Origin of the sequence: Hyunsoonleella flava (assembly GCF_004310325.1) — a bacterium.
In the GTDB taxonomy this organism is placed as follows: domain Bacteria; phylum Bacteroidota; class Bacteroidia; order Flavobacteriales; family Flavobacteriaceae; genus Jejuia; species Jejuia flava.
In genome coordinates, this window is sequence record NZ_SIRT01000008.1 from 63,779 (window position 1) to 83,993 (window position 20,215).

Genomic DNA, 20,215 nt, shown 5'->3' on the forward strand with positions numbered 1-20,215 from the left:
TAAACTATGCCCAAAAAAGCTAAAAAAAATAAAATTGCAATTAACTCTAAGACCACTAGGAGAGCTTTCATCAAAAACGGTGCTCTTTCTGTATTTGGTATTAGTATTATACCAAGACATGTTTTGGGACAAGGTTTTACGCCCCCAAGCGACAAAATTAATTTAGGCTTCATAGGGTTGGGCAAACAAGGAGGTATTTTAGCCAACTATTTCACATCTAAAACTGATGTTCAAATAGTTGCTGGTGCAGAGGTATGGCTGCCAAAACAAGTTTGGTTTAAAAACCTCGTTGAGAGTAAATATGCTAGTCATCGTGGTATAAGTAGTTACAAAGGTGTAAAAACATACATTGATTATTTAGAATTATTGGAGGATAAAGATATTGACGGCGTTGTTATTGCAACACCAGATCACTGGCATGCCATTCAATCAATAGATGCTATGAAATCAGGCAAGGATGTATATTGTGAAAAACCCATGGTGAATACAATAAACGAAGGTAGAGCCATGGTGGATACGGTTAAAGAGTACAATCGCATATTACAGGTGGGTAGCATGCAACGTTCTTGGGATAGGTTTAAAAAAGCAAAAGAAATTATTGATAAGGGATATTTAGGAGATTTAAAGAAAGTAATAGTGAATGTTGGAGATCCCGCAAAACCTTATAATCTACCTGAAGAGGCCCTTCCTGAAGGAATTGATTGGAATTTATGGTGTGGACCAGCCTCATTATTGGCCTATAATTCCAAAATTGCTCCTAAAACCGTGAAAGGATATCCAAGCTGGCGCAATTATAAAGAAACAGCTGGCGGTATACTTTCAGATTGGGGTGCGCATATGTTCGATATTGTACAATGGTTTCTTGACATGGATTTTTCTGGTCCGATTACTTATGTTCCCCCTAAAGACCCCAATGCCGTTAGAGGATTAAAAATGTATTATAAGAACGGTATTGAGATGGTTCATGAAGATTTTGGACGTGGTTGGGGAGTCCGTTTTATAGGTACCTCAGGATCAATGGATGTTAGCAGAAAATACTTAGAAAGTACACCATCTTCCATCATTTTAGATATGAATTTAGATATGGAAACCATATTTAAAACCAATGGAAATCATTATCAAGATTGGATCAATGCTGTAAAAACTAGAAAGCAACCCATCTGCCATGTGGAAATTGGACATAGAACTTCTACCATTTGTAACATCGCTAATATGGCTTATGAATTCAATGAGACTTTACACTGGAACCCAGAAAAAGAACGATTTAAAAGAAACAGATTAGCCAACAAGGCAAGATATAGAGTTCCTAGAGAGTATAATTAGAGTTTTTCTTATTAATTAAATATCCATATTAAGAAATCACCACTTTTAAAGTTATCTTAGGTGATGTAATTGGAATTATATAGTTCCGTGATTTAATTTATATAGTTTATTCTTAACAATATACTGCACGATAGTACAGGATACTTTAAAAAGTGAAAATAACTATTTTTATGGATTAAAAGAAAAACAATTGGCTATGAATAAAAAAACTACTCTTTTAAAGGTATGCTATATTTCTATTTTGGGCATATTCTTCTTTGTTTTCTCAATTAAAATTAATGCCCAGGTTGTTTTAGAAACCGAAGTAAAAATTACTGATATAGGGTTGCATTTTGATGGGAGTAAGGTGTCTAGTGGTGCTTCAAATACGGGAGACAATGCACCTTATGATTATTTTTTCGGTCGTAATATTTCTGCCCATGGCGATTGTATTAAAACTTACAATAACTATGTTTTTATGACTTGGTATCGTGGCGGGAAAGGCGATCGTCATGTCATGTTATCTCGCTATAATACAGTTACAGGTACCTTGGCAACTATTGAATTTCCACACAGGCATACCGGCTATCAAAATAAATACTGGATTGGCGAATCTCACAATACCATTGCCGTTGGTGTGAGCCCTTTAAATGGCACTATACATTTACTTTATGACATGCATGCCTATAGTGCCTCTAGGCCGTCTAATGGCAGTTTGGCAAATGATTATTTTAGATATTCATATTCTGTTCCTAATGTGGCAACGGTACCTGATGCAGATTTTACTCTGGATAAATTCGTTCAAAATAGTAATGGTGGATATAAACACTTAAGAATGCCAGGAAGTGCTGCGCAATCAGAATTTGTAGCATTAACCTATCCTAAATTCTTTCTAAATGATGGAGGAGACCTTTTCGTGCTAATGCGTGAAGGGGGTAATAACAATGGGATGTACAAGTTTACAAAATATAATGCAGGAACAGGGAACTGGTCTAATTTCACAGATTTTAATGCTTTAAATGCTAGAAGTCAACCAGGAATTAATTATAACTGGGGGCTTTATGGTAATATGAAATATGTTAATGGAAAAATTAGAATTGGTTTTCAGAGAAGGTCCCAAAACAATAATGATAAATACCAATACCAAAATGGCGTATATTATGCCTATTCTGATAATCAGGATGGGGTTGGTGGCTGGAAAAACCACCAGGGTCAAAGTTTTACAACACCACTATACGATGCAGATTTTATAAAGGTTATGGAGCCTGGAGACTACGTACAGACAACGCAAGCAAATAAGGTTCATATCGTGGGTAGTTTTGATTGGACGGTTACTGAAAATGGAGATGTACATATCATAAGTAGAGTAAAAGATAATCAATATAATGTCACGAAATACCTGCATACATATAAACCTGCTGGAGCATCTGATTTTATTACTTCTGAAGACTTTGCTGGAGCAGGAGCCATTTATACTGCTGGGAATGATATTTTTATAATTGGGCTAAAAAATAGTAGAATTTTTATACAGAAGGCTCAAGGGGGTACGAATAATTTCACTACGGTGTATCAAGCTACTTCGGGGAGAACTTTTGATCACGGTAGAGTTCATATTAATAATGGGAAATTGTATTATTATCTCATGGAAAATAAAAGTGGTAATGCACAACCTTTGTATCTTCAGATAATAGATCTAGATATTGATATAGAGCCTTTTAGGGTGTCATTAACCTCTCCTTATGATGGGGAGACTTTTATGCTAGGAGAAACGGTGCCAATTTCTGCAAACGCAGTTGATGAAAATGGCAGTATTTCAAAAATTGAGTTTAGGGTAAACGATGCCTATTTTGGAGAAGATACCACAGCACCTTTTTCAGTTGACTGGACGCCTTCAACAGAAGGAACTCATAATATACAAGCTATTGCCTACAATGCCAATAATGAAACAGTTTCTTCTAACCTGAATACCATTACAATTAAAATAAACGATCCTACAGATTTAACAGGAGATGTGTATAGAATAAAGAATTTAGCTACTGGAAAGTATTTAAAGGCATCGAGCGGACAGAGTACATTGGTAGAAAGTGACTATGTGGAAGACTTAGAAGATTTGGAGTTCAGATTTTTAGCCACGACGCATAATGGTAATGATTATTATAGTATAGATCCAAAAAAAAGAGGGGTGCTACGCGCCACAGGATCTGCATTTTCCACGCCTTACGCTGTGATAAGCTCTTCTGCAGAACCCCCTAACCAAGATTCTGATAAAGTATGGACAGTATATTATAACCAATTAGATGGTACTTACAGATTTGAAGCAAGAGAATCGAATAGATATTTATACCATCAATCAAATGGGGCGTATTATAATATTTTGGCTGATGCCAATGATAACCGGTCTAAATGGATAGTAGAATCAACAACTTTGAGTACTGATATAAATGAGCATACACGTCTCGCTGTTAAAGTGTTTCCAAATCCAACATCCAGAAGTTTTACCGTAGCGCTAAATGGTATGAGTAGGGCTAATATTATAATATATGATATACTTGGAAATATGCGTTATATGACCACAACTACTGACGGCAGACTAGTCATTGAAAATAATGGAAATTTTACTCCTGGTGTTTATCTTATAAAAGTTGTTGATGATTTACAACGAACGTACAATAAAAAGCTGGTTATTCGATAAGTTTTTTTAGGAGTAATCGTTCAAATTTAATTCGGTAAACCCAATATTAGACTTGTGTTCAATGGGTTTTCTAACTTAATTAGGTGTATGTCTTGTGAATATTTTTTTTAATACTAAACAACTTATTACCCTATAGTGCAGGACACTTCAAAACATTAAAATAATTAATTTTATAAATTATAAGAAAAATAGTGAGCTATGAATAAAATACCTACTCTTATAACGGTATGTCGCATAACTATGTTAGGCATATTCCTTTTTGCTTTCTCAATTAAAATTAATGCACAGGTTGTTTTAGAAAAAGAAGTTAAAATAACTGATTTGGGTTTACATTTTAATGGCAGTAGTAAATCTACTGACAGAGATGCTCCTGACAATGGCAACCCTGATTCTTATGATTTCGTTTTTGGTCGTAATATTTCTGCCCATGGAGATGCTATAAAAACATATAATCACTATGTTTTTATGACCTGGTACCGTGGAGGAAAAACTGATAGACATGTAATGCTAACACGCTACAATACTATTACTGGTACAATGGCGACTATAGAGTTTCCACACCGACATACTGGGTTTCAGAATAGATGGTGGCTTGGAGAATCACATAATACTATAGCTGTAGGTGTTAGTCCTTTAGATGGTACTATACATTTGTTATATGATATGCATGCTTATAGTCCTACAAAACCATCCGATGGTAGTTTGGCTAATGATTACTTTAGATATTCATATTCTGTTAAAGATGCAGCTTCTTTGCCAGATGCTGATTTTACTTTGGATAAATTTGTTCCAAATGGTACAGGAGGATATAAGCATTTAAGAATGCCGGGGATTGCTCCACAATCTGAATTTCGTGCCTTAACATACCCAAGATTCTTCCAAAATGACGATGGGGAGACTTTTATGCTCATGCGTGAAGGTGGAAATAACAATGGTATGTTTAAGTTTATAAAATATGATGCCAATACTGGAGAATGGGGCAACTTCATAGATTTTAATAGGTTAAATGCAAAAAGCCAACCAGGAATTGATTATAACTGGGGACTTTATGGTGATATGAAATACGTAAACGGAAAGTTTCGTATTGGTTTTCAACGCAGGTCTTCAAATAATAATGATAAATATCTTTATCAAAACGGGGTGTATTATGCCTATTCAGATGATCAAACGGCTGCTACAGGTTGGAAAAATTACAAAGGTGAATCTTTTAGTCTGCCATTATGGGATGCCGATTTTATAAAAGTTATGGAACCAGGAGATTACGTAGAGACAACAAACCCAAATAGAGTGCGCATTGTAGGAGGTTTTGATTGGACAGTTACTTCCAACGGTGATGTACATATTAAGAGTGAGGTACGAGATTTGGATAATAACGTCACTAAAAACTTACATACCTATAAGCCAGCAGGTGCTACAGAGTTTATAACTACAGAACAATCTATATCAGGATCTTTTTACACATCAGGGGCTAATGTTTACACAGTAGGCTTAAATAACGGTAGGGTTGTTGTATACAAAGCAGAAGGTGGAACTGATAATTTTGAGAAAGTTTATGAAGCTACTAGCGGAAGACAGTTTGACCACGGCGTTGTTCACATAGAAAATGGTAAGGCATACTATTATTTAATGGAAGATAGTTCTGGTAGTGCACAGCCATTATATCTCCAAGTTATTGATTTAGATATAGTACCTACCGACCCAACAGCGGCAAATAATTTTACAATACAGGCTGTTGGAGAAACATGTGAGGGCAAAGGTAACGGAAAGCTAGTTATTTCAGGAGACGCTACACATGACTATACGACAACTATCGCTGGTACAACCTACAATTTCAACAAAGACATAACCATTGAAGACCTGAGCCCAGGAACATACGATTTCTGTATAGAAGTGGTTGGAGAAAATTACAGTCACTGTTATGAGGTAGTGATTGAGGGCGGTGCAAGTCTTACAGGAAAAATATTGCTAGATAAAAAGTCAGTAGAGGTTTCCGTGGATTCTGGGACGCCACCTTATGCTGTTTACATTAATGACCAGCAAATTTTGGAAACCTATCAATCTCGTTTTTATGTCGATGTAAACCATGGTGATAATCTACAAATTACAAGTAAGGATGATTGCCAAGGTAAGCTATCCAAAACCATTAATCTACTTAAAGATTTAAGAGCTTATCCTAATCCATCTAACGGATTATTTGAAATTTATATTCCCAATAGTTTAAAGACTATTGATATGGAAGTTTATAATATCCATTCGCAGTTGGTGAGTGTTAGAACACATCAGGTTAACGCAGGAAAAATATCTTTAAATATAGAAGATAAACCAAATGGAATCTATTTTGTTAAATTGAATTTGGATAAACCAGTATTTATAAAATTAATAAAGAATTAAAATGAAAAAGTCATATTTATATTTAGTCACCATAATTACAAGTATGTTTTTGTCATGCAGTAGTGGAGGAGGAGATGATAACGGGCCAGAACCAGAACCAGAAAATACTGCACCCACTGTGCCAGTTCAGGTTTATCCATTAAGCAATACATTATGTATTGACAATAATGTGGTTTTTGAGTGGAACGCTTCTACCGACAACGAAGGAAACCCAATTACCTACAGAGTAGAAGTATCTGAGAATAGTGATTTTTCTTCATTGGCATATAATGTTTCAAGTTCGGCAACCTCTAGAGTTATTACCTTAGAAAAAGGCAAATCCTATTACTGGCGATTGAAATCAAGAGATATTAAAGGAGAAGAAAGCGCTTATTCGTCTGTAAGCCAGTTTTTGACTGAAGGTGATGGTGTTTCAAACCATTTGCCTTTTGCGCCAGTGCTAATAGCTCCTGCATTGAATTCAGAAATTGATGGTACGAGTACAACACTAAGCTGGACTGCTAGTGATGTAGATAGCGATGCTTTAACATTCGATGTTTATTTAGACACCAATAGCGATCCCACAACAAAAGTTTCTGAAAATCAGTCTGAAATAACTTATGAGGCTACTGGTTTAACTGCGGCCTCAACTTATTATTTTAAAGTTGTTGTAAATGATGGCAACGGAGGCACTACCATAGGCCAAATTTGGAGTTTTACTACTAAGTAGATAATAATGGTAGAAAGGTTTAAGGTTTCCGTTCTTTTTAGATTTAATAAAAACTAATTCATCAAGATCTTTTAAGTATAACAAGCCAAGTAGTTTATAAACTATTTGGCTTTTTTGTTTTATTAAAATAACAATACAGTAAAGAGCAGGATGATTATCATTTTTTTATGTGGTAGATTTAAGAGATTAAAATTTTATGAATAATCTCATGAGAAAAAAACCTTTTAGGGTATATACCGTTCTCTGTTTGTGCTATTGTATTTTGTTTTTTACGTGTAGCAATAAGGAAAACTACATAAATGTTGTTACATTATCTGATACACCACAGGTTTCATTTGCTTTAAAAGATGTTGAGTCAGCTTTGGGTTCGCTCTATAGACGTATTGATGCTAAACAATCAGATAGAGCAGATATAGTTTTATCAATCAAAGATATTGATACTCTAAAACCTGAAGGCTTTAAAATCGATATCGCTAACAACAGGATAGAAGTTATTGGGCATGACAAAGCAGGACTAATGTATGGTGCTTTAGAGTTGGCAGAACAGATAAAGCTTTACGGTATTGATGATGTAAAACCTATGGTCAGAAATCCATATTTGGAAATACGTGGGCCAAAATTTAATATTCCCTTGGATGTAAGAACTCCCAGCTACACAGATGTAAGTGATGCGGCACAGTACAATATTCCCCACATGTGGGATTTTACATTTTGGAAGGACTACATAGACACAATGGCCCGCTATCGCTATAATTATATTTCATTGTGGAATTTACATCCGTTTCCATCCTTAGTGAAAGTACCCGGTTATGAAGATGTCGCTCTTAATGATGTACAACGTTCCACCGTAAAATGGAAGGAAAATTATAGTTTAATGGCGATTGGTTTTGATGCGCCTGAAATAATAAACAATGTTGAGGTTTTAAAAGCGATGACTATTGAAGAAAAGATTGAATTTTGGAAAAAGGTAATGGCCTATGGCAAAAGCAGAAACATTGACTTTCATTTTATCACTTGGAATATTTTTGATTATGGAACCAAAGGTAAATATGGAATTACAGACGATAGAGACAATCCCATCACTACAGATTATTTCAGAAAAAGCATCAAGCAAATGTTTGTAACCTATCCAGATTTGGCTGGAATTGGTTTAACCACAGGTGAAAACATGAAGGGCGCCAACCATAAAGAGCGTGAAGAATGGGCTTATGACACCTATGCCATGGGTATTCTGGACGCTGCCAAAGAAATGCCCAATAGACAATTCAAATTTATACATAGACAACACCAATCTGGTGCAAGAGAAATTGCTGAAAAATTTAAAGCGGTAGTCGAGGCTGATAACATAGAGTTTTTATTCTGTTTTAAGTATGCGAAAGCCCATGTTTATAGTGCCACAAAACAACCTTTTCATGAAAATGCTAACTATGTTGAGCAAATTAAAGGCATGAAAACCTTATGGGGCTTACGAAATGACGACACCTTTTATTTTAGATGGGGCGCTCCAGATTTTACTAGAGAGTTCATTAGTAACCTACCATATGATGACGTGGCGAAAGGCATTTACTTTGGTTCAGACCAATGGATTTGGGGACGCGATTTTTTAACTAAAAATCCTGAAACACCTAACCAAATTGAAGTTTCTAAGCATTGGTATCAATGGTTATTGTGGGGTAGATTAAGTTACGATCCTACGATATCAAATAAACGTTTTAAAGCTATATTAACAGACCGTTTCTCTGGAATTGATGCCGAAAAATTATTTTCTGCATGGCAAAATGCATCTATGGTGTATCCAATAACTACGGGGTTCCATTGGGGTAAATTAGATTTTCAATGGTATATTGAAGGGTGTAAGAGCCGTCCAAGTCAGGCAGGTAACGAAACAGGGTTTCATGATGTAAATCGTTTTATTTCTTTGGGCGTACATCCCAAATCAGGAAATCAATCCATACCTGATTATGTGAAGATGGTTTCCGAAGCTAAAACAACGACTTTAAAAACTCCTTTTGATGTGGTTAAAAAACTTCATGATGTTTCAGACAAGGCATTATTGGGTATTAAAGAAATGAAGGCAGGAGACGATAAGGAATTGCAATTCACTTTAAATGATATTGCCACACTTTCATTTTTAGGAAAATATTATGCCTATAAAATTGAGGGTGCTACATATTTGGCCTTGTATAGAGCAACAAATAGTAAAGAAAACCAAAAGTTAGCAGTTGAAGCATTGGAGAAGGCCCTTGTATTTTGGAAAAAGTATACCGAAAAGGCCATGGCACAAAACCTTAATCCTTTATGGACCAATAGGGTGGGGATTGTGGACTGGAAACAGATAACTAGGTGGGTAGAGCAGGACATAGCAATTGTAAAAAACGAATCCAAAACTAAAATATGAAATCGTATAAATTATTTTGTTTTCTATGTTTTTTTAGTGCGCTGGTATTTTGCCAATCTGAAAAACAACGGTTAATTATTCTAGCAGATATGGGTAATGAGCCAGATGAAGAACAACAAATGGCGCATATGCTTATGTGTTCAAATGAGTTTGATTTGGAAGGTCTCATCGCAGTTTCTGGTAAATATTTGCACAGTAAGCATCGATTACCGGAGCGTCAGCGTCTATATCCAGATCTATTTAAGAAACTTATAAACGGATATTCTAAAGTATTTAAAAACTTAAAGATTCATGGAAAAGGATGGCCTGAACCAGATTATTTATTGTCTATAGTAGCCTCGGGGCAACCAGGGTACGGTATGGGAGATGTAGGTGAGGGTAAAAGTACATCAGGTTCAAGGTTGCTTATCAAGTCTTTTGAAAAAGAGGACCCAAGATTAATTTATATTGTTGTAAACGCAGGCTCTAATACCTTGGCACAGGCACTAAATGACTATAAACGTACGCATACATCGACAGAGTTATTAAAGGTTTTAAAAAAAATTAGGGTGTTTGAAAACGGTGCGCAAGATAACGCTGGAGCTTGGATTTGTGCGAATTATCCAGAAATACACTGGATTCGCAGTAATTATCAAACCTATGCATACGGAGGGCCAGCATGGGCTTGGGGAAAGTCAAATGATGAAGATAAAAAAGGTCCCCATGCATGGCAACCTTATTCCTATGATGCTACTGGACAACATCAATGGGCCTTAGAACATATAAAAAACCATGGAGCTTTAGGAGGGTTATTCCCTTTAAGAGAAACCCCAACAGGAAAATTAGTTTTTATAGAAGGAGGCGGAACTATTCCTTGGATAGGTCTTTTACATCAAGGGCTATCAGATATTAGTCAACCGAGTTGGGGTGGCTGGAGTGGTAGATTTTCAAAAGAAAAAATTAAAAATGTAGCTTCAAGACATAAAGATGTTAATGCTGATGAACTCACTTATGGCGATTATTATCTATATACCGAAGTGTCTGATGAATGGGAAGATAAGGTGGCAGATACTACTTATAGCTCCATATATGTGCCAGTTTGGAGATGGCGACGGGCTTATTTTGAGGATTTTAAAAGTAGGATGGATTGGTGTATAAAGCCTTTTAAGGAAGCTAATCATCACCCCATAGCGTCCATAAACGGAGATGCAGATGAAAAAATTCACTATTTAAATGTTGAAGCAGGTGAACAGGTGAAACTCGATGCATCAGCTTCTTCCGATCCTGATGATGATGTTTTAAGTTTTAATTGGTGGATTTATAATGAAGCAGGAACTTATCAAGATTCAAATATTTTTCTAACTAATCCTTCCAATTCAATTATTGAGCTAACTATTCCTAAGGATGCTAAAGGTAAAACGATTCATTTGATTCTTGAGTTGGCAGACCAAAATGAGATATCTCGTTTATATGATTACCGTCGCATAGTTATTAATGTGCGCTAGGGTAAAACTAGATTAGATAAAAATAAATAAAATTATAATAAAAGTTAAAACTAGTGTAAAAGATGATTAGAATAGTAAGTGTTTTTTTGCTGATAATCTTCTTGGTTTCTTGCAAGGATAACAAAGAACATATTGTATCGAAAGCTGAACATGAAGTGGATAAAAAAACAGAAATTAAGAATCCCAAATCGGATGTATTTTACCAATATTCCATTTGGTTTGCCTTTGTAAATAAGGTTTTTGATGGTGATTTGAAAGTTTCAGAACTCAAAACCAAAGGTGATATTGGTTTAGGGTCTTTTGATTATCTCGATGGCGAATTAGTTATGCTAGATGGTGTACCATATCGAATAAGAGAAAACGGAGAAATAAGTGTTGGGCAAGATGAAGATGAAATTGTCTATGCTGATGCTACTTTTTTTAACGAGGATGGTGTTTTTCAAATAGAGGGTCCAGTAGATTATCCTTCGTTTCAGAACAAGCTGAATACCAAAATGGAATCTGAACATTATTTTTATGCCTACAGAGTGCCTGTAAAACTGGATTATGTAAAACTTGGTGGAGTGCCAAAGGTTGAAAAACCATTTAAAGATGGGCTCGATGTGCTATTGCCTATACGCCCTGTTTTTGAAGCTGAAAATATAAGTGGCACTTTAGTTGGTTTTTATTGTCCTGAATATATTGGTAATATTAATGCTTTTGGTCATCATTTTCATTTTATCTCGGATGATCGCAAGTGGGGTGGACATGTTATGGAATTTAAAACAACGCACGATATAGATGTGCCTTGGGACCAAAAGACAAGCTATGCATTTGATCTTCCAAAAAATAAAACATTTGAAGGCGTAAAATTGGATAGTGAGTTTCAGTATAATTAAACCTTACTATACATAATTAGTCATTATAATTGAGCAGAATAGCTTTCCATAAAATGTGATGAACCATTATTTTTATTGAGATTTTAGGGTTAAAGTTGTGGAAAAAGAACGTATTTTAGTCTAACTCGATTATATGAGGTTTTTCCTTATCAGATATTTTCCTAGAGGAGTATTGGTGTTGTGTCAATCGATTTTAATTAAAATTATCCATTCTCAATCGAGATACAACAGGACAGTTTTATTTTTAGAAAATTGGAAATTGCATATCCATTCAATATCCTAGTTTTTCAGGTCATTATGAAATGTCAACCTCTTATTTTTAAAATTTTACTGCTCACAATTTTTACAGGGTTATTTTCTTGTAACGATGCTTCAGTGGAAAAACCCACGCATTTAACAATTTCGGAAGGATTCCATAATCCAGTAGGTTTTTATGATAAGCAGCCAACATTTTCATGGCAACTTCCCATTTCAGAAGATATTAAAAGTCAATCGGCTTTTCAAATTGTAGTGGCTTCAAGTGCAGACATGTTGCCTCAAGAACCAGATTTATGGAATTCTAAGAAGCAAGAAAGCTCAAACTCTACTTTTGTAAAATATGAGGGAACTGAGTTACAGTCGCGTCAAAAAGTATACTGGCAGGTACGTTACTGGAATCAAGATGGAAATGTTTCAGAATGGAGCGCTATCAATTCCTTTGAATTAGGTTTGTTAAAAAATAGTGATTGGCAAGCAAAATGGACTGGATTAGATACAGCAAAGGACAATATTAGAGGCGTTCGTAACTTCTTAATGCACAGGCCACAATATTTAAGAAAAGGATTTGAGTTGCCTTCAGATGTTGTTTCAGCAAGATTATACATTACAGCAAAAGGTGTTTTTGACGTGCATTTAAATGGAAAGGATGTGAGCAATGATGTTATGCCTCCGGGATGGACACCTTATAATCATCGTATTGAAATATTAACTTATGATGTTACAGAACTTTTAAGAAAGGGAGAAAACGCTCTGGCAGTCGAGTTAGCTTCAGGCTGGCATTCTGGGAGAATAAGTAGAGGAAAGGCATTGTATAAAAAGTTCACTTCTCCAAAAATATTATGTCAGTTAGAAATTGTCCTAAAAGATGGTTCAAAACAAATTATTTTGTCAGATGAAACTTGGAAAGGAACAACGAATGGTCCTATTCGATTAGCCAGCATCTATGATGGGGAAGTGTATGATGCGAACTTTGAAATGCCAAATTGGACAGCTACCAATTTTGATGATTCAACATGGGTTCAAACGGAAATAGAGCCAATAACAGATTCTGTAAAGTTAGAACCCAAAAGACATAACACAGTTAAAACGAAGACTACAATTGATAATGTAAAATTGGTTACTGCAAAAAACAATACGGCTATTTTTAACTTACAGCAAAATATAGTTGGAGTTCCAAGAGTAAAAGTACCTATGAAAAAAGGAGATACTTTAAAAATCCGTTTTTCTGAAATGTTATTAAATGATAATACATTTTATACAACTAATTATCGTTCAGCAAAATCAACCGATTTTTATATAGCTGCCACAGATGGAATTATTGAATATACGCCAAAGTTTACGTTTCATGGGTTTCAATTTGTAGAGTTAAGTGGTTTTGATGATAACCAAAAACCAGATGCCAGTTGGGTGCAAGGTTTAGCGCAACATTCTGATTTTGATAAAAACGGAACGTTTACTTCCTCACATGATAAGCTAAATCAACTACAAAGTAATATTACTTGGGGATTAAGAGATAATTTCTTTGATATTCCAACCGATTGCCCGCAACGTGATGAACGATTAGGATGGACAGGCGATGCGCAAGTTATAGCGCCCACATCATTATTTAATTACGGCACACATGCCTTTTGGACGGCTTGGTTACAAAGTTTAAGAGAAACACAAACGGAGCATGATGATGGCTTAGTGCCTTTTGTAGTGCCTGATGTATTGCAACGAGATAATGCTAGTTCAGGTTGGGGAGATGCCAGTGTTATCATTCCTTGGGATATTTATAACATAACTGGTGATAAGACCGTACTTGAAGAAAGCTATAAATCTGCAAAAAAATGGGTGGGTTACTATCAAACTAAAGTGAAAGATAAACCATATATACCCAATATGCATTCTTTTGCTGACTGGTTACAGCCTTACCCAACTAAAGAAGGGAAAATAGGGAACAGAGGAGATACGCCCAAAGAGTTTATTAATACTGCTTTTTTTGCACATTCAACACATTTAGTATCTAAAATAGCTGGTGTATTAGGAAATAAAGAAGATGAAAAAAAATATAAAGCTTTATATGGTTCTGTTGCTTCTGCTTTTGAAACTAAGTTTTTTGACAATAATGGTAAATATAAAGGTGAAAAACAAACACAAACAAGTTACTTGCTTGCCATATATTTTGATTTGCTACAACCAGAAACCAAAGCAAAAGCGCAACAACATTTATTAGAAGAAATTAAAAAAGCAGACAATCATTTAGGAACTGGCTTTTTAGGAACGCCAATATTACCAAAAGTTTTGGATGCCATGGGCGAGATAGATTTGATGTATGAAATCCTTTTTAAAGAAACCTATCCATCTTGGTTCTATTCCATAAATCAAGGAGCAACAACTATGTGGGAACGTTGGAATAGTTTTAGCAAAAAGGATGGTTACAACCCACAAAGTATGAATAGTTTAAATCACTATGCATACGGTGCTATTGGACAATGGATGTACGAACGAATTGCAGGAATTGCTGCTTTAGAACCAGGTTATAAAAAAATAAGAATTGCTCCCGTACCAAATACTAAGTACTTAACTTCGGCATCAGCCAGTGTAAATACACCTTACGGCAAAGCATCATCTTCATGGGAAGTAAAGGACAATCTGTTTAATTTAGAGGTAATAATTCCTCCTAACACAACAGCTGAAATTTACCTTCCATATACTTCTGAAAACGAAGCTCAAAAACTAAAAAACGTAGGTACAGGCACCTATAAATTTCAAACGAAACTAAATTAAAATCTAATGAATATTCAATCCAGACAAAAGACATTTCTACTAACACTTTTATGTGTCGTTTTTTTAAGTTTTATTTCTTGTAAAGAAAAAGAAACCATAGAAAAAGCAAAAGACTTAACCATTTCCGAAGGCTTTAAAAACCCGCTTGGGTTTTACGACGCATCTCCAACATTTTCTTGGAAACTACCGGTTGCAGAAGGTGTTAAGCATCAGTCAGCCTACCAAATTGTGGTTGCATCCAGTGAAGATTTGTTGCCCGATAATGCCGATTTATGGGACTCGGGTAAGCAAATGACAGACCAGTCTGTTTGGGTAAAATACCAAGGAAAACCTTTAAAGTCTCGCCAAAAAGTATATTGGCAGGTAAAGTATTGGAACCAAGATGGAGAAGCTTCTGCATGGAGCGACATCAATCATTTTGAATTAGGATTGTTATCCAACAAAGATTGGCAGGCCCAATGGATTGGTTTGGATACCAAAAAGGAAAAGGTTATGGGTAGTCAAGACAATATTATTCACAGGCCACAGTATTTAAGAAAAGGCTTCGAATTATCTAACGATGTGGCTTCAGCAAGATTATACATTACCGCAAAGGGCGTTTTTGATGTGGCCATAAATGGCGAAGATGTAAGTGATGATGTGATGCCTCCGGGATACACACCTTATAAAGAACGCATAGAAACCATTACTTATGATGTTTCTGATTTAATTGAATCTGGACAAAATACCATTGGCGTTGAAGTAGCTTCGGGTTGGCATTCAGGGCGATTAGGGTGGATGAAATCGTATTGGAGCGATACGGAAACACCCAAAATTTTATGTCAACTGGAATTAACCATGAAAGATGGTTCAAAGGAAACCATTATTTCTGATGGGAGCTGGAAAGGAACTACAAACGGGCCAATTCGACTCTCTGAAATTTATGATGGAGAAACCTATGATGCTAACTTAGAAATGCCCAATTGGAGCACCAATAATTTTAGTGATAAAGATTGGCAAACAGTAAATGCTTTTCCAGTGACTAACGACATAAGATTAGAACCAAAAAGGCATACCACGGTTAAATCTAAAATTGAATTAAAAGCGAAGGAAGTTGTAGAAAAAGATGGTGCTTTTATTTTCGATTTTCAGCAGAATATGGTAGGTGTGCCACTACTAAAAGTACCCATGAAAAAAGGGGAGACACTTAAAATTCGTTTTGCAGAAAAGTTGTCTCCAGATGGTTCGTTCTATACAAAAAACTATAGAACAGCTTTGTCTACAAACTATTACACAGCATCAAAAGATGGCGTGATAGAATGGATGCCAAAATTTACATTTCATGGGTTTCAATACGTGGAGTTAAGCGGATTTGATACTTCAAAAACACCATCAACTGATTGGGTAACCGGATTGGTGCAGTATTCCGATTTTGAGGAAAATGGAACGTTTACATCGTCTCATGAAAAACTAAATCAATTACAAAGCAATATTGTTTGGGGTCTGAGAGGTAATTTCTTTGACATCCCAACGGATTGCCCACAACGTGATGAACGTATGGGATGGACCGCAGATGCACAGGTATTTGGGCCAACATCTATTTTTAATGCCGATGTGCATAAATTTTGGGCAAGTTGGTTGCAAAGTGTTCGCGAGTCACAATCTGATAATGGTGCTATTCCTTGGGTAGTACCAGATGTCCTTTTTAACAATAAAGTAAGTGCAGGTTGGGGAGATGCCTGCGCCATAATTCCTTGGGATATATATAATAGAACAGGCGATAAAAAAATTCTTGAGGAGAATTTTGAAACCATGATGGGGTGGGTAGCGTACCACGAGACTATAACCAAAAATTATATATCTTCTATGGGCTTTTTTGCAGATTGGTTGCAACCGCTACCAGCTAATGGAGATAATAAAGGAGATACAGCACATAGTTTAATAGGTACAGCGTTTTTCGCACATTCAGCCAAATTAACAGCAAAAACCGCAGAGGTACTAGGTAAAAAAGAAGAACAAGCTAAATATGAGGCCTTATTTAAAACTGTTGCAAATGCTTTTGAAAATGAGTTTTTTGATGAATCGGGAAAAGTAAAAGGTGTTGAAGAAACACAAACTTCATATTTATTGGCATTAGGTTATGATTTATTGTCTGAAGAAAAAAAAGAAAACGCCAAAACGTATTTATTGCAAAAAATAGCGGAAGCCGATAATCATTTAAGAACAGGGTTTTTAGGTACACCACTATTATCACAAGTTCTGGACGAAATGGGAGAGATAGATTTGATGTATAAATTATTGTTTAACGAAACCTATCCGTCCTGGTTTTATTCCATAAACCAAGGTGCAACTACAATATGGGAACGCTGGAATAGTTACAGCAAAGCAGAAGGCTTTAACCCACAAAAAATGAATAGTTTAAACCACTATGCTTATGGCGCCATTGGCGAATGGATGTATGAAAGAATTGGCGCCATTGCACCATTAGAAGCCGGTTATAAAGTTATTCGCATTGCTCCAGAACCAAGGCAACCCCTTAGTTCTGCGTCAGCATCATTAAACACGCCTTATGGTAAAGCATCGTCTTCTTGGGAAATCACTGGAGACGAATTTCAATTGGAAATTGTGATCCCTCCAAATACAACAGCTCAAGTGATTCTACCTGGAACTACCGGCTCTTTAGATGGAACTGATGGCATTGAAACGATTTCAAACCAAGGGAATAAAAATGAATTCTTAGTACAACCAGGGCACTATAAGTTCGTATCCAAACTATAATCTTATGAAATTAAAATTTTTATTGTTCTGCCTCATTGCCACTTTTATGGGCTGTAAAAACAGTAAATATGAATCAAAAAAAGAGAAGAAAACAAGTGAAGAAATTTCAGAAGTTAATAACAACCCTGTAATTCGTCATATTCGTACTGCAGACCCTTCTGCGCATATATGGAACGATGGCAAAGTTTGGATGTATACGTCTCGTGATATGGAAGACGCTACATTTTACGATTCTATGGATGGTTATCGTGCGTTTTCCTCATCCGATATGGTAAACTGGACAGACCATGGCGAAGTATTGCATTCTAAAGATATTCCTTGGGGTGCTAGCGGATGGATGTGGGCGCCAACGGCCATTTACAAAAACAATAAATACTATTTACTCTATCCACACTCTGTAAAAGGTTCAAAAGACGATATGCGATGTGGTGTTGCTGTAAGCGATGTTCCAGAAGGACCGTTTAAAGATTTAGGATGGATTGAAGGTGTTGAAGGCAAATGGCTTGACCCTTGTGTGTTTGAGGACGACGATGGAAAAGTGTATTTGTACTGGGGCGTAAGAGAACCTAAAGTCGCACGTTTAAAAGACAATCTTTTAGAGTTAGCAGAAACACCAAGAACCATTGAATATGGAAGCGATAACTTTTTTGAAGCCAGTTACATGCACAAACGCAATGGTATCTATTATTTTTCTTATAATGCAGGTTTAGGTGGTTTTTACGGAATGGCTAACAATCCGTATGGGCCATTTGAGTACAAAGGTGCTATCAATCCAAAGCAAAGGCAAGACCATCATTCTATCGTAAATTACAAAGGGCAAGATTATTTTTTTTACCACTGGCAAAATTGGAAAGGCGGTTCAAAGTTTAGTAGAAACACTTGTGTAGAATATTTGTATTACAATGAAGATGGCACTATTCAAGAAATTGTTGCTACAGAGGAAGGTGTGAAAAAGATAAATCAATAAACAAACAGACAATTCAATCATAAAAATGAAAATTAAATTATTTTCAGTAGTTGTTTTAGTACTAGTATTTACTTTATCGAGTTGTAAAAAAGAAGTAAAGCAAAATGAAGAAAACGCTCTAGTAGAAACCAACCAAAAGAAACCAAACATCGTTTACATTCTTACAGACCAATGGCGAGGTTCTTCTTTGGGTTATGCAGGAAATCCAGATGTAAAAACGCCAAATCTTGATGCTTTTGCTAAAGAATCTGTGAATTTCACCAATACAGTTTCAGTAACACCAGTTTGTACACCGCATCGTGCAGCGCTATTTACAGGTAAGTTTCCAACGACTACTGGAATGTTTTTAAACGACTTGCACATGCCAGCAGAAGAGGTTACTATGGCAGAATTATTTAAAGAAGCAGGGTATAGCACAGCGTATTGGGGAAAATGGCATTTAGATGGTCACGGTCGTTCAACATACATTCCAAAAGAAAGACGTCAAGGCTTCGATTTTTGGAGAGCTTTAGAGTGTTCTCATAATTACACTAAAATGCCTTATTATGATAATGAAAACACAACACTAAAGCACTGGAAAAAATACTCGCCATTTGCAATTACCGAAGATGCTATTGCCTATTTAGAACAGCATGCCAAGGATGATAACCCATTTCTGGCTGTAATCTCAATAGCAACGCCACATTATCCTCATGGCACTGCACCAAAAAAATATAAGGCAATGTACCCGCCAGAGTCGTTAACTTTAAACCCTAATATTTCTGATAAATTCAAAGAAAGAGCTCGTAAAGAATTACAAGGGTATTATGCACACGCTACTGCAACAGACCAAGCTATTGGAAGCGTAATTGATAAAATAAAAGCACTAGGTTTGTTAGAAAACACCATAATAGTTTTTTCTGCAGATCATGGCGAAATGATGGGTGCTCACGGTGTTAAACCGTTTGTAAAACAACTGGCTTGGGACGAAGCTATTCGTGTGCCATTTTTAATAAGGTACCCCAATATTAACGGTAATAAAGGCAAAGTTGTAAATGCACCTATAACCACACCAGACATTTTACCATCTTTATTGGCCTTAACAAATATTGAAATCCCTAAAGATATAGAGGGAGAAAATGTATCAGAATTAATAAAAAATCCAGATCCAGATGCAGATAGAGCTGCTTTAGTGATGAATGTGGCACCTTTTGGCGCAAATTATAAAGATCAGCCTTATCGTGGTATAAGAACCAAACAATACACTTATGCCATTACACCAAAAGGCCCAAGTATGTTTTACGATAATGTTAAAGATCCATACCAACAAAATAACTTGTTAGGAAAACCAGAATTAGCCGATGTTCAAAAAGATTTAGACACTAAATTAAAGCAACAATTGGCTAAAATAGGTGATGAAGTAAGACCAAGAGATTACTATATGGAAAAATGGGGTTATAAATTCAGCATGGATAGAAGAGCTATAGATTGGTGGAGTTTCGATAAAGGAGCTGGTGTTGTACAGTCACCAAAATCAATAACCAATTAAAATAAATATTTGGGCGTTACCCACAAGGGGTCGGGCTTTCACTACTCAATCCCTCCTGCGTCGGGGATTTCAAACATGCCGT

The 20,215-nt window shown here is 35.9% G+C and carries 11 protein-coding genes; all 11 read left to right on the forward strand.

Annotated elements, in window-relative coordinates; translation table 11 throughout:
* The first annotated feature begins 6 nt into the window (after positions 1-6).
* The 11 genes from EYD45_RS10360 (at position 7) to EYD45_RS10410 (ending at position 20,133) form a co-directional block, all read left to right on the forward strand.
* On the forward strand, positions 7-1,323 hold the full coding sequence (locus EYD45_RS10360) for a Gfo/Idh/MocA family protein (protein WP_130964480.1): 1,317 nt from the start codon (positions 7-9) through the stop codon (positions 1,321-1,323).
* A gap of 196 nt (positions 1,324-1,519) precedes the next feature.
* Positions 1,520-3,994 (forward strand): BNR-4 repeat-containing protein, encoded by a 2,475-nt coding sequence (locus tag EYD45_RS10365; RefSeq protein ID WP_130964481.1) that lies wholly within the window; start codon positions 1,520-1,522, stop codon positions 3,992-3,994.
* 198 nt (positions 3,995-4,192) lie between these two features.
* The gene (locus EYD45_RS10370) at positions 4,193-6,385 is read left to right on the forward strand and encodes a BNR-4 repeat-containing protein (protein WP_130964482.1); all 2,193 of its coding nucleotides are present in this window, start codon (positions 4,193-4,195) and stop codon (positions 6,383-6,385) included.
* Between the two features lies 1 nt (position 6,386).
* On the forward strand, positions 6,387-7,094 hold the full coding sequence (locus EYD45_RS10375) for a fibronectin type III domain-containing protein (protein WP_130964483.1): 708 nt from the start codon (positions 6,387-6,389) through the stop codon (positions 7,092-7,094).
* Positions 7,095-7,290: 196 nt separating this feature from the next.
* Positions 7,291-9,492: a glycoside hydrolase family 20 zincin-like fold domain-containing protein gene (locus tag EYD45_RS10380; RefSeq protein ID WP_165453924.1), complete on the forward strand. Its 2,202-nt coding sequence runs from the start codon at positions 7,291-7,293 to the stop codon at positions 9,490-9,492.
* Positions 9,489-10,976, forward strand: a complete 1,488-nt coding sequence (locus tag EYD45_RS10385; protein ID WP_130964485.1) for a nucleoside hydrolase-like domain-containing protein — start codon at positions 9,489-9,491, stop codon at positions 10,974-10,976. Before EYD45_RS10380 ends, EYD45_RS10385 begins: the two co-directional genes overlap by 4 nt.
* Before the next feature lie 62 nt (positions 10,977-11,038).
* Positions 11,039-11,854, forward strand: a complete 816-nt coding sequence (locus tag EYD45_RS10390) for an acetolactate decarboxylase (protein ID WP_130964486.1) — start codon at positions 11,039-11,041, stop codon at positions 11,852-11,854.
* 297 nt (positions 11,855-12,151) lie between these two features.
* Positions 12,152-14,881, forward strand: a complete 2,730-nt coding sequence (locus tag EYD45_RS10395) for an alpha-L-rhamnosidase (RefSeq protein WP_130964487.1) — start codon at positions 12,152-12,154, stop codon at positions 14,879-14,881.
* A 6-nt stretch (positions 14,882-14,887) separates the two neighbouring features.
* A complete protein-coding gene (locus tag EYD45_RS10400) occupies positions 14,888-17,638 on the forward strand; it encodes a family 78 glycoside hydrolase catalytic domain (RefSeq protein ID WP_130964488.1) in 2,751 nt (916 codons plus the stop codon).
* A 4-nt stretch (positions 17,639-17,642) separates the two neighbouring features.
* Positions 17,643-18,605, forward strand: coding sequence for a family 43 glycosylhydrolase (locus tag EYD45_RS10405; protein WP_130964489.1), 963 nt, complete (start codon positions 17,643-17,645; stop codon positions 18,603-18,605).
* 25 nt (positions 18,606-18,630) lie between these two features.
* Complete coding sequence (locus EYD45_RS10410) at positions 18,631-20,133, forward strand: sulfatase family protein (protein WP_130964490.1); 1,503 nt, start codon at positions 18,631-18,633, stop codon at positions 20,131-20,133.
* The last annotated feature ends 82 nt before the right edge of the window (positions 20,134-20,215 follow it).

Coding starts and splice junctions, on each gene's coding strand:
- EYD45_RS10360 (WP_130964480.1), top strand. CDS start 7: ATGCCCAAAAAAGCTAAAAAAAATAAAATTGCAATTAACTCTAAGACC.
- EYD45_RS10365 (WP_130964481.1), top strand. CDS start 1,520: ATGAATAAAAAAACTACTCTTTTAAAGGTATGCTATATTTCTATTTTG.
- EYD45_RS10370 (WP_130964482.1), top strand. CDS start 4,193: ATGAATAAAATACCTACTCTTATAACGGTATGTCGCATAACTATGTTA.
- EYD45_RS10375 (WP_130964483.1), top strand. CDS start 6,387: ATGAAAAAGTCATATTTATATTTAGTCACCATAATTACAAGTATGTTT.
- EYD45_RS10380 (WP_165453924.1), top strand. CDS start 7,291: ATGAATAATCTCATGAGAAAAAAACCTTTTAGGGTATATACCGTTCTC.
- EYD45_RS10385 (WP_130964485.1), top strand. CDS start 9,489: ATGAAATCGTATAAATTATTTTGTTTTCTATGTTTTTTTAGTGCGCTG.
- EYD45_RS10390 (WP_130964486.1), top strand. CDS start 11,039: ATGATTAGAATAGTAAGTGTTTTTTTGCTGATAATCTTCTTGGTTTCT.
- EYD45_RS10395 (WP_130964487.1), top strand. CDS start 12,152: ATGAAATGTCAACCTCTTATTTTTAAAATTTTACTGCTCACAATTTTT.
- EYD45_RS10400 (WP_130964488.1), top strand. CDS start 14,888: ATGAATATTCAATCCAGACAAAAGACATTTCTACTAACACTTTTATGT.
- EYD45_RS10405 (WP_130964489.1), top strand. CDS start 17,643: ATGAAATTAAAATTTTTATTGTTCTGCCTCATTGCCACTTTTATGGGC.
- EYD45_RS10410 (WP_130964490.1), top strand. CDS start 18,631: ATGAAAATTAAATTATTTTCAGTAGTTGTTTTAGTACTAGTATTTACT.